9 protein-coding genes and 4 pseudogenes are annotated in these 10806 nt (G+C 58.4%); 7 read left to right on the top strand and 6 right to left on the bottom strand.

Annotated features, from left to right (window positions below; all coding sequences use genetic code 11):
- Positions 1–19: 19 nt before the first annotated feature.
- Positions 20–632: pseudogene (locus XI03_RS02150) on the bottom strand (Arm DNA-binding domain-containing protein); the annotation flags it as partial.
- A gap of 849 nt (positions 633–1481) precedes the next feature.
- Between XI03_RS02150 and XI03_RS02145 the strand changes: the two are divergent.
- A pseudogene (locus tag XI03_RS02145) lies at positions 1482–2261 on the top strand (DUF2493 domain-containing protein); the annotation flags it as partial.
- 69 nt (positions 2262–2330) lie between these two features.
- Here the strand turns inward: XI03_RS02145 and XI03_RS02140 are convergent.
- Complete coding sequence (locus XI03_RS02140) at positions 2331–2999, bottom strand: hypothetical protein (protein ID WP_271591177.1); 669 nt, start codon at positions 2997–2999, stop codon at positions 2331–2333.
- 294 nt (positions 3000–3293) lie between these two features.
- On the opposite strand from XI03_RS02140, the pseudogene XI03_RS02135 reads away from it, so the two are divergent.
- Positions 3294–3727 (top strand): annotated as a pseudogene (locus XI03_RS02135) (hypothetical protein).
- Between the two features lie 46 nt (positions 3728–3773).
- Here the strand turns inward: XI03_RS02135 and XI03_RS02130 are convergent.
- Positions 3774–4518 (bottom strand): annotated as a pseudogene (locus XI03_RS02130) (class I SAM-dependent methyltransferase).
- Positions 4519–4773: 255 nt separating this feature from the next.
- Here XI03_RS02130 and XI03_RS02125 point away from each other — a divergent pair.
- From XI03_RS02125 to XI03_RS02110, 4 genes are all read left to right on the top strand, one after another.
- Positions 4774–4980 carry a cold-shock protein gene (locus tag XI03_RS02125; protein WP_271591176.1) on the top strand — a complete coding sequence of 69 codons (207 nt, stop codon included), beginning with the start codon at positions 4774–4776 and terminating at the stop codon, positions 4978–4980.
- Positions 4981–5291: 311 nt separating this feature from the next.
- On the top strand, positions 5292–6218 hold the full coding sequence (locus tag XI03_RS02120) for a S1/P1 nuclease (protein ID WP_271591175.1): 927 nt from the start codon (positions 5292–5294) through the stop codon (positions 6216–6218).
- Between the two features lie 37 nt (positions 6219–6255).
- Positions 6256–6534, top strand: coding sequence for a hypothetical protein (locus XI03_RS02115; RefSeq protein WP_271591174.1), 279 nt, complete (start codon positions 6256–6258; stop codon positions 6532–6534).
- Positions 6535–6702: 168 nt separating this feature from the next.
- Positions 6703–7320: a hypothetical protein gene (locus XI03_RS02110; protein ID WP_271591173.1), complete on the top strand. Its 618-nt coding sequence runs from the start codon at positions 6703–6705 to the stop codon at positions 7318–7320.
- A gap of 114 nt (positions 7321–7434) precedes the next feature.
- Here the strand turns inward: XI03_RS02110 and XI03_RS02105 are convergent, their stop codons facing one another.
- Positions 7435–7809 carry a hypothetical protein gene (locus XI03_RS02105; RefSeq protein ID WP_271591172.1) on the bottom strand — a complete coding sequence of 125 codons (375 nt, stop codon included), beginning with the start codon at positions 7807–7809 and terminating at the stop codon, positions 7435–7437.
- A 719-nt stretch (positions 7810–8528) separates the two neighbouring features.
- On the opposite strand from XI03_RS02105, the gene XI03_RS02100 reads away from it, so the two are divergent.
- Entirely contained in the window at positions 8529–8855 is a 327-nt protein-coding gene (locus XI03_RS02100) for a DUF736 domain-containing protein (protein ID WP_271591171.1), read from the top strand.
- A 115-nt stretch (positions 8856–8970) separates the two neighbouring features.
- Here XI03_RS02100 and XI03_RS02095 read toward each other — a convergent pair whose 3' ends face one another.
- On the bottom strand, positions 8971–9405 hold the full coding sequence (locus XI03_RS02095; RefSeq protein WP_271591170.1) for a hypothetical protein: 435 nt from the start codon (positions 9403–9405) through the stop codon (positions 8971–8973).
- A 137-nt stretch (positions 9406–9542) separates the two neighbouring features.
- Positions 9543–9776: a helix-turn-helix domain-containing protein gene (locus XI03_RS02090; RefSeq protein ID WP_271591169.1), complete on the bottom strand. Its 234-nt coding sequence runs from the start codon at positions 9774–9776 to the stop codon at positions 9543–9545.
- Positions 9777–10806 lie beyond the last annotated feature (1030 nt).

The following is a 10806-nucleotide window of genomic DNA, read 5'->3' as shown; positions in this document are numbered from 1 at the left end:
GTTCGGTCGGAATTTCCTAGGCCGGATTGAATGCGATACGGAAGCGGCGCGGGGATGTATTCCGATAATCGTTGTCCGATTTCATCCCCCAACTATAGGCCGCGTGGATGTAACATCGCACGTGATCGGCCATCGAACCGTCGCCACGCTCGTAGATCGGCCGGATAAGCTCGATCTCCTCAGATTCGATCTCGCGCGCGAGCCGGTTGCGTCCGAGCGTATCGGCGATCTTGTTGAGGCCCTTCTCCGTCTCCTTCCAGGACGGCTTCCCGGCAGCCTTGAGCGACCCGACATAGCCTTCGAACAGATCAGCGACGGTGCCGGGGCGGGTGTCTGTCGCGATCTTGATGCTCCGGCCCTTCTGGATCACATCGGCGTAGTCACGCTTGAAGACCTCGCGCGCCTGGGCCAAAGACGTCGACGGATAGGCGCCGAGCTTCTTTTTAGCGCGTTTACCGTCGCGCCATTGCTGCGCCATCCACTCAGCGGTCACGCGCTTCGGCATCGGCTTGAGCGACGAGGACGAGGCGGCCGGTGCCGCGACCTTCACCATCTGCGAGGTTTTCTTGTTTCCGGCTGAGTTCGACGCGCTTCATCGCATGTCGGATCGCGGTGTCGGTCAGGCTTGGCATGGCGTCTCTGCTGTTCCGCAGTTGGGATCGGTCGGGGAGAAACGGGGATCGTTTACTGGGATCGGAAAACCGTTTCCTATCCCTCTAACCGCTCCCAATTTGCCATGAGCGCCCCCAGTACGCAATGCAAGGAAGGAGCTATTGTTATAGGTGTTTCAGAGGGATCGAGGGTGATCCAGCGTGATCGAAGACGCGGTAGTGGGGGGGTGTGCAGAACCGTGCTGGTTCAAGTATGTATATGGATACGCTAGCTTTTTATGCATGCCACCAGTGGCAGGGGACGCAGACTGGGGACGGTAAGTCGTGAGCCGGCGTGATGATCACGGTTGCAGACGCTCGAGAATGTAACGCAGATTTGGAGCTATAGCGATCACGATCCGAATCATGGTCGGTGCCTTCCTGGCCTTCGTACTTGCTCGCGGACACGTTCGATGATCTTGGCAAACAAGCAGCCCTCAAAGGCACGTGTGCGTCGTCAGCTCAAACTCCGCGTCGAGTTGATCCCAAAACCGCTCGCGAAACTGAATCTACGATCGAGCGAAGGCATCGGAAAGGCACGATGGGATAAACTCCGCCGCAGGCTCGTCAAGCTACGGGGCGCCTGCTGCGAAATTTGCGGGTCGACAGGGCCGCGACTTCAAGCTCACGAAGTCTGGGACTATCGAGAAAATGGAAGCGCTGGGACCGCAACGCTGCTGCGTATCGAGATCGTTTGCATCGATTGCCACGACATCCATCATTGGGTGCGGACGACGATATTGCTAGAGGAAAGAAAGATCACAGCCGAACGATACAAGTATCTCAGGAGGCATTTCCGAGTGATCAATGATTGTCGTCAGAAGGTATTCGACGATCTCCGCTATCTTCGACGCTCTCGTTGTGGCGCTGTCCGATACCCGTCTTGAGCCCGACCTCGAAGACCTGCTCTGGTCAACGGTGAACGTCTTCCATCGTGCTATCGACAGGATCGAGCGCGAGCTCGATGACAACGAGCTGGCACAACAGCGCTCGCAGCGGGAGCAGGACGGCAGCGAGATCAAATCCGTCGAGCTGGAGCGCCTGACGGCAGAAGGGCGGACGCTGATCGAGCGGCGAGGCGCCTTCGAGCTGATGCGCGATCAGGCCGCCGACGAGTTCGAACGTCACACCCATTCCGCCTGGCGACCGCGCAACGGGTCGAAGGTCAACCACCGCAATCTGACCTCCGCGATGATCGACAGCCGCGATTTCCTGGCCGCGAAGAAGCGCGCCGACAATCAGGTGCTCCTGCCGCCCGGCCCAAAGGTGGCGCTGACTGGCGGTCTGGACTTCAATGACCACCGGCTAGTCTGGGCCAAGCTTGATCAGGTTCACGCCAAGCACCCGGACATGGTGCTGTTGCACGGCGGTTCGCCAAAAGGCGCCGAACTGATCGCGGCCAAATGGGCCGATCATCGCAAGGTGCCGCAGATCGCGTTCAAACCCGACTGGACGAAGCACGCCAAGGCCGCTCCGTTCAAACGCAACGACGCGATGCTGGAGATGCTCCCCATCGGCGTGATGCACTTCCCCGGCACCGGCATCCAGGACAACCTCGCCGATAAGGCCAAGAAGCTCGGAATCCCGGTCTGGAGGTCCGGCGGCGCATAGACGCCGCCGTCGTCTTGCAAAACGACAAGCGAGCTGAGAGCTCAATCGCGGCACAAATATCGAGCAGGCTCAGGCGTCCTCGTCATAATAATGCGAGTCATCAATGGCGCCCGATGTCTCCAGCTCCGGCCTTCTATAGCCGGTTCGACCGGCCACACGCTCAAACGTCATCATCGTCGTGAAAACGATGGAATCCCCGCTGAACGGCTTATCCGGATCGTTCTCTCCATTGAGAGCGCCTGAGACATTTGCCGCGAGCACATCGTTTCCGACGTCGAGGCTTACTTTATCGATATAAAGCTCGTCAAAAAATGCGTTCGTCATAGCCATCTCACCCGAGAGAGCGTCCTCGATCATCATGGGATCCTCTTGAATGAAGGACACGTCGATATACTCCTCGAGATCTCGGGTGTACCACACCTCGCCTGAAAGGTAGCCGTTTGCACTGAGAAAGCTGGACAGCTGCGACGCCAGTTCGTCAACGTTGGGTAGGCCTGTGGGAAGACCGTTGAGCTGCTGCAGGCGCTGATCCATCAAGCGCAGATCAGGTATTAGGATCGCGGCTTCGTTCAAAGCAGAAAGCTGGTATGTGGGCTCGGCCCTTAAAGCCGCTGCGGTGCAATAGCCAAAATATGCAGCAACGATTTCGTGAGCGTGACCCGACCCAAGCTTGCTGCCGGTCAGATTGTTGAATGTCGTACGCAGAAAGTCTGCGCATTCCTTTTGGATTGAAGACATGGCAAATCCATTTCAGTCCGGCGTCTTAATGGCAGTCACAAGCGCTTCATGACCACCGCGCGCCGGCAGAATGGTTGCCGTTGGGGTGTTCGATTAAGAAATCGAGATGCCGCCTTTTGGGTCGCTTGCAGCCCAGGCGATCGGCTCCTGACGCTCAATATGGTCACTTCGGCCGTCGCACGCAACTGGATTTGTGACGATTCCGTCGGCGCCGTTTGCTGCTATACTGCGTTCGCGCCGTGGTGGTGGTGGAAGGCGCGACCGTCAGACCTTTATCTCACGGAGCCCACCACCATGATCACCTTGGGACCACTGCTTGTTTTCCTCGTCATAGGGTTCTTCGCCTGGCTGCTCTTCACGCTTGCAGTCTTCGCGTTGCCCGTCTTCGCCGGCGTAGCGATTGGTCTTTGGGCCTTCCACACGGGAGCCGGCGCTGTGGGCGGCATTGCTGTCGCGCTCGTGGCTGGCGCCGCAACCTTCGGCATCGGCCAGCTCGCGCTCGCCCTCGTGACATGGACTTGGCTCCGGCTCTTAGTCATCATCTTCTACGTCGCGCCTGCCACCGTCGCCGGCTACAGTGCCACGCACGGAATTGCCCAGATGGCTCACCGACGTGGCAGACGGTTTTCGCGGTCGTCGGAGCCGTTGCCGTCAGCATCACGGCTTTCATCCGCTTCACTGGAATGGCCGCGGACGGACCAGCAAGACAGCGCTTGGCGCGGGGCTGACATGTGTACTGGGGCGGCGGCCCGGTACGACCCAGTCACGACGGTTTCAATCTTCGCCGGCGATCGGTGTGGACGCAGATACGATGAGCATCATCGGGCGTTCTAGTTCTTCGGCCAATTGCGGCATCTGCTGGATCTGCTCGTGTGTCGGGGCAAACTCCTCGACCCGCCGAATTTGAAAGCCAGCGCCAATCAGGGTATTCAGGGTAGTGCCCACCGTCCTGTGGTATTTAGGACGCCCGGAGCGAACCAGTCCGTCCGACGTTGGCCTTCGACGGAATATCGATTGACCGGCCAAGTTTTGCGGCCCTCCTCATCGCTAATCCAGTGCGGATGTGCGGCTGCCATAAAGATCGGATATTCAATCGTAAAGACGAAATGCCCGTCAGGAACCAGCGCCTTTCGGATCACATGCGCGAGACGGCCAAAATCCTGAACATAGTGAAAAGCCAGCGAGCTGTAGGCGAGGTTGAAAGCCGACTCGGTAGGTCCAGCTTCTCAAGATCGGCGATGCAGTACTTGATCGCAGCGTCAGTTGTGGTCGCCCTGGCACGCTCGATCATGTTCTGCGACAAATCGAGACCAAGGACTGAGGCCGCTCTCTGCTCCCGCATCCAACGCGAGGCCCAGCCGAAGCCACATCCGAGATCGACGACACGTTTTCCATCCAGAGAAGGCAGCATGGCTCGGATCGCGGGCCATTCAGGGGCGCCGTCCAACCCATGCACCTGTCTGGGCAGCTTGCTGTAGCAAGCGAAGAAATCGGAATTGTCGTAGATATTCTGCGACATGTCTGCCTGCTCTGGGACTTTTCGCTCTGCGCTGATCCGAGAACTTCTCGCGCTGGAAACGAAAAACCCCGGCATGAAAGCCGGGGCTCCCGTCATGCCACGGCGTACATCCGGCCGCGACAATCAGGCGACAGTTAGCGCGGGGTTTTCGAAGAAAATGTGACCATCGCTCGAGTCACTGTTCGCCGAGGAGACTTGCGACCATGACATCGATTGATTTAGATTTCAGATGTTCTTCTTTTCGGAGCAAATGGCGTGCCGTTAGGGACTGTTAAGTGGTTCAACCCGACCAAAGGCTATGGGTTCATTGCGCCGGACGATGGTGGCAAAGATGTTTTTGTGCACATCTCGGCAGTAGAGAAGGCGGGCTATACTTCGCTCGTTGAAGGCGCGAGGGTCAGTTACGAACTTGTGGCGAATCGCAGCGGCAAACAAGCGGCTGAAAATCTTCGCTTAGGGTAGGTTACTGCTCAGTGCTGCAATCACATAGCCGAATCTACGATTGTCAGACCTGACTAGGGCCGAGGTGCCCGCCTTAGCCCCCAACAGCGGCGCAGAAATCCAAATCACGTGTCACAGACTTATTCGCGGCATACTGTTGAATTGCAGCATGCGTTTAGCTTAACTTTAGATTGCGTTGATCAACGAACTGCCATAGAAATCAATGCCGGTTAGTCACTGTCCCGGCAGTGATCCCGTCGAGATATGTCGCGAACTGATTTTGAAGAGATTTCATTGCCAGCCAGTGATGCTGTGCGGAAGGAAGCCAAGCTATGCGCGTTCTCGCCGTCCTATTTTTCGTTTTTATGGGGTTTGTCAGTCCCGGTCACGCGTGGTGGGATATGGGCCACATGGAAGTTGCCGCAGTCGCTTACGGGAGGCTTGATGATGCCTTGCGGCCGAAGGTCGATGCCCTCATCAAACAACACCCGGCGTATCCGCTATGGATCAAGGGCCTTGAAGGCTTGCCCGACAGTGACAAAGCTCAGGCAGCTTTCGTGCATGCGGCTACTTGGGCCGACGACATCAAGGGCATCCTGTCCTGCAAGGTATCGCATGCGCCGGGTTGTTATAATTACGACAAAGTCACTGACGGTACCGCCGCACAGAACATCGGTACATCCGATCACATCGTCCATGACTACTGGCACTACTACGACATCCCCTTCTCGCCCGATGGCGAAAAGACGGATCCTGCGCCGGCGGTCAATGCGCTCACCCAGATCCGCCTGCTCAAAGCCGCTCTCTCTGACCACAATAGCACGGACGATCTGAAGTGCTATGATCTCGTGTGGTTGCTCCACCTGGTCGGGGATGCCCACCAGCCACTGCATGCCGTTTCCCGGTTCACACACCAGCTCAAAGGCGATCAGGGTGGTAACGCCGAACTCGTCAATGTCGGAGGCGTGCAACCTTCCAAACTTCATTTCGTTTGGGATGGCATTCTAGGTGACCGCGGCACAGCCGCTGCGGCTATCGGCGCGGCTTCTCTTCTTCCCGCCGCAGACCCGACGCTGGCGAAAATCGACGACCCCGAAATGTGGTTCAAGGAATCGGCCGCGCTGGCGCAGCAATACGCCTACGGGACGGCGGTCGGTCCGGACAAGGGACCTTATGATCTTGATGCGGCGTACCTCTCGAAAGCAAAGTCGGTTGCGGAATCTCAAGTCGCGCTTGCCGGCCAAAGGTCGCCAGCCTGATCAACGCCGCGCTCAAGTAGCGGCTGGGAGCACTGAGATGACGCCGACCTTCCAGTTCGAGCCCTTTCCGAAATCCCTCTACAAGGCCGAGACGCTGCTCAGCGGCTTTGACCCGACACGGCCCGAGACCTATGTCGACATGCTCGATTTTCGTATCTTCCGCGAATTTCAAGCTGCTGGCGGGGCCGCGACCGGCGACTATCTGGTCGCAATGAGCCGTGCGCTGCACGACAATGGCATCACCCAACATTTGGCTGATGCCGTCGCAGGTAAACACATTGTTGGCATCATGGGCGGCCACTCGGCCGCAAGATGAGACTCGGACTATGTTGCCGCTGCCCAGCTGTCCGCTGCCTTGACACGAGAAGGCTATCTCGTTGCAAGTGGGGGCGGTCCGGGCATGATGGAGGCGGTCCATCTCGGTGCGGCCTGCCCTGATGAAAAGCAGCTTCTCGATGTGCTGGCGCAGATCTAGGCAAAGGGTGTGCCGGCAAGCATCCCCGTCAACGCCACGTCTGTGGTTAGCCCGGATGGCACCACGGTTGATCGCGCGATTGCCGAAGCGCTGGGGAAATATCTCGCACCTGCCGCGACCATCCGGAAACAGCTTGGGAGGGGTGGCGGTCTCGGTATTCCAACATGGATGTACGGTTTTGAACCCTTCACTCCATTCGCCGACCTGATCGCGAAGTATTTTCAGAACAGCATCCGCGAAGATGGCTTGCTCGCGTTGGCGACCCATGGGGTCATCTACATGCGGGGCAGCGCGGGGACCATGCAGGAGGTTTTCCAGGACGCGGCCCAGAACTACTATCATTCCTTCCCGATCGGACAGGGACAGTTCAGTCCGATGGTCTTTTTTGGAAAATTTTGGACGGACGACATCCCGGTTGGGCCCGTCATGGATGCGCTGTTCCACAAGCCGTCGCCTGCAGACCCAAAAGCGCCCATTCCCAAGTCATGGGCCGAGTATTCCAAATGGGTGAAGTTTCTCGACAGCGTCGATCAGACCGTCGCGCACATCAAGTCATTCCCCGGCCAACCTGAAAGCCGAATGCTCGCAAGGGTACGCCATTCGAGGTCGGGATTGGTCCGGACATAAGGTTGATCGCGTTCTAATCGCCTGGTTGTTAGCCGTAGTGCGGCTGTTTTTGCGTAATGCACGCGCGCCAAGCCGCTGCGGTGAAAGGGGATTTCGATCACTGAAGATGGTGAACTATGGATTTGAACCCCGGTATTCTTTGAGCTGGCTCGAATCTCTCGCCACAACCGGGACTTTCGGAATATATCCAAGTTGCCGCTCGAGGGCGGCCACGGTCAGGCGGGCTGAATCCAGTCGCGCAGCCGCCTCGCTTAGGTTGGCCCACGCTTCCTCCTGCCGCGAGACAGCTGCTAAGCCAATCTCAATGCTATCCTTGAGAGACCGTTGGTCTTCGCCGCGTATGGCGCGTCCCAACTCAAGCATTGTCCTGGTCAGTGCTCGATGCGCGGAACGTTCTTTTCGCTCCAGGCCGTCGACCACGGCGAGTGTCTCGCGATAGTGCCGTATCGCTTCGATGGTTCTATTTTCGAGATCGCAATTATCGCTCATCTGGTTCTACTCTTCTCCCGCCTCTGCGCGGTCGTCATCGTGCGCGACGTATTCTTGTTCGGACCGCGCACCTCACTCTGCGTGGCCGTACCCGAACCGCGGGGCAAGTCTTGGGCGAGGCTGATAACGCCACGTCGAACGTGGCTGCCTCAATCAAGGAACTGCAGCGCCTGCCCGTCCTCGTCCTTGGAGCCACTGCTCAGAGCCACCCAAGCGTCGGCATCGATCAATCATCGTAGAATGGCAGGTTCGTGGCAGTCGTTGCAGGAGTTTCAACCAACCCGCGAATCCACATGGCCAGCGGTCCTCGTGAATGGGCGCAGCCGACGCGTGATCGCGGAAGCGCAGATCCTCGCCAGGACAGAGATCCAATCACCGGTGAGCTCTTTGGGCCAGTCTCTCGGCGGGATTCGCAGATCGCCATGTTCTCCTTGAAGTCAGCTCTGTTTAGATCGAGCGCACCGAACGGCCTCTCCGATGGGTGGATCTGGCCGAAGGACGGCTGACGCCTCGACCGCCTATAGCGCAAGGGCGCCGATCGACTTTCTTCCCCTGCCGGCTGCGCCGTCATTCCTCGCGAAACAAGAAAGTCGCTCTGCTGCCATCCTCCGCTGGCGCTGCGGCCCCTTCGGGGTGCGCCGTCGATCGCCTCCGGCCTATCGATCATCATCGAGGCCGCAAGGTGCGGGCTCGGAAACAGAGATCAAGGAGAAATCACCATGGCGACCATCGGCACCTTCAAGAAGACCGGCAACAACGAGTTCACCGGCGAAATCGTCACTCTCTCGCTCCAGGCCAGGAACGTCCGGATTGTCCCCGAAACCAACCGCTCCGGCGAGAATGCACCGAGCCACCGCGTCTATGTCGGCAGAGTTGAGATCGGGGCTGGCTGGTCCAAGCGCTCCAACGAGGGCCGCAACTATCTGAGCCTCAAGCTCGACGATCCGAGCTTCACCGCTCCGATCTTCGCCAACCTCTTTGACGACGAGGAGGGCGAGGGCTTCAGCTTGATTTGGTCCCGCCCCAGCCGTCGCAACGGCGACTAACCCGACCTACAATGCCTCGCCCGGCTGGTCCGGGCGAGGCATTGCCACGTTGAGGAATCGCGAAGGACCTCGTTGGTCGTGACGGTGGAAGCGGGGAGGGTGCAATCGATTCCGATCAGCGGGTGCGTGCCGCTTTGATCGGCCGTCTTTGATTGGTCTCCACTACGGTTTCGACGATGTCTCCCCAGTCGGGGCAGATCGCGACGAGACGATCCACCACCATAGGATCTCGCTCGATCTGAGCGAGCGCCTGAGCGCGCCATTGGTCGTTGAAGCTGATGCTCATCAACCCCAAACATTCGACGACCGAACTGTCAGGCGGCAAGTGTTCCAAGATCGCCGTTACTATGCCGGTCCATTGTTGAAGCAGACGCCAGTGCTCAGCGGCGCCTTCAGTCTCCAATTTCTCTTGAAGGAGATCAATCAGCAAGAGGAAGCGAGTTCGCCAAGGTTGGGGCCTGAGGTCCCCTACGTAAGCGTCCAAGACTTCGCGGATGTCGGCTGGCACGTGCTCATACAGGGTCATAACCCGCTCCATCTCGCCCAGCATGCCGTTCCGTCCCTGGACAGCTATGCGTCTCTGGAGACAGCCAGATTTACGTAAAGCCGCCTATCAACTTTTGCATGAGTCAATGCTCAGTTGATTTATAACGCGCCAAGGCTGCGATGGAGCACAAATTCGTTCCTTCATCGATCGCGATGAGGATGAACCGCCGTTCGCTTGATCAGATCGGTTGCCTCGACCCCCAGGGCCTCCGCGATGCGGCCGAGCACGGTAACGCTGGCCGACACGTCTGCGCGTTCAATTGCGCCGACGTAACGGACGCTTAGTCCGGCGCCATCGGCCAACTCTTCCTGCGTCATTTTCTTCACATGACGTATCCGACGCAGATTGATCGCCATGACCTCCTTGAGATCCATGGCGACAAGGGAACTCACATCGGAACGATCGTTCCAGGAACGATCATTCCGATTCGTGCGTCGCCGTGCTATTCATGGGCTCTGCCAAAGGCCTTGTTTGCCGCTGGCGGGGAGCAACGTGATGCAGCCCGCGCATCGCGTCGCGCATAACCGCAGTTCCATTCGCGGGTTGCAACGTTTCGGATGCCCGAAAATTGTCAGAAGTTGCTTCGACGCCGAGGGGCTCGATTGCAATGAACGAAACGTCTTTCCAGGACCGGCTGTCGATGTCCCAAATCGTGGACTGGAGGAAGAAAATGAGTGGACCGACCCTTAAATCATGGAATGATGTCCCTTTAATCGTAGACTGGCGCAACGTTGAATCTCTTCCGCAGGAGAGTTTCGCGACGCCACCAGTCGGTCTGCACCGTAAGCTGTGATCTCGACCCCGAAACGTCGCTCGGCGTCGTTCGTGATTTGTCCGCTGTGCCGGTTCATCAGGCGACGCCGCAGCAACGGCAAGCTCAGAGGGCGCGCGGTTCAGAGAGCTGACTGCTCGGTCGTTCAAGCGCAGCTGTCGACCTTCAAGGTTTTGCGGACTCGTTCCAGCTTTCGTGAACTGAGTGACAGCCAGAAGTCAGGAATGTGAGGCGGTGGTCAATGCATCCTTGCATCAGGGAGCAAGCTTTGAGTGGCTGCTGCCGTAATCAGCACACCGAACCGCGCCGCGATCTCATTGCGGGCATGATCCGGCTTCCAGCCGGTTTGTCGAGTGGTCAACCGTCGCGCGGATGCCAGCCATTGATGTCCCTCCGCTGGCGGGGCGTCAGCTTGTTTCGCCGCAACGGCTTCGCAATGATCGTGTGCACACCATAGGCCCCCGCCGATATCCAGCTAGCGCTCGATTGTGGCGGGCTTGATGCGCGCCCAGACGGCAGCGTCGGCGATGCTGATTCCTTCGGCCAGCATAGCAAGTGCGTATTCCGATGAAGCCGGCCACTGATTCCGACGCGAAGCCGGCCAGGCATTCCGATTTCATTCCGGACGGATT

This window comes from Bradyrhizobium sp. CCBAU 65884 (genome assembly GCF_028128835.1).
GTDB classification, from domain to species: domain Bacteria; phylum Pseudomonadota; class Alphaproteobacteria; order Rhizobiales; family Xanthobacteraceae; genus Bradyrhizobium; species Bradyrhizobium ottawaense.
This window is presented reverse-complemented; position numbering and strand designations above follow the sequence as displayed.

What these genes read in the sequence shown, in the direction of transcription:
- XI03_RS02140 (WP_271591177.1), bottom strand. Translation starts at nt 2,999, where the DNA reads ATGTCTTCAATCCAAAAGGAATGCGCAGACTTTCTGCGTACGACATTC.
- XI03_RS02120 (WP_271591175.1), top strand. Translation starts at nt 5,292, where the DNA reads ATGCGCGTTCTCGCCGTCCTATTTTTCGTTTTTATGGGGTTTGTCAGT.
- XI03_RS02115 (WP_271591174.1), top strand. Translation starts at nt 6,256, where the DNA reads ATGACGCCGACCTTCCAGTTCGAGCCCTTTCCGAAATCCCTCTACAAG.
- XI03_RS02105 (WP_271591172.1), bottom strand. Translation starts at nt 7,809, where the DNA reads ATGAGCGATAATTGCGATCTCGAAAATAGAACCATCGAAGCGATACGG.
- XI03_RS02100 (WP_271591171.1), top strand. Translation starts at nt 8,529, where the DNA reads ATGGCGACCATCGGCACCTTCAAGAAGACCGGCAACAACGAGTTCACC.
- XI03_RS02095 (WP_271591170.1), bottom strand. Translation starts at nt 9,405, where the DNA reads ATGCTGGGCGAGATGGAGCGGGTTATGACCCTGTATGAGCACGTGCCA.
- XI03_RS02090 (WP_271591169.1), bottom strand. Translation starts at nt 9,776, where the DNA reads ATGGATCTCAAGGAGGTCATGGCGATCAATCTGCGTCGGATACGTCAT.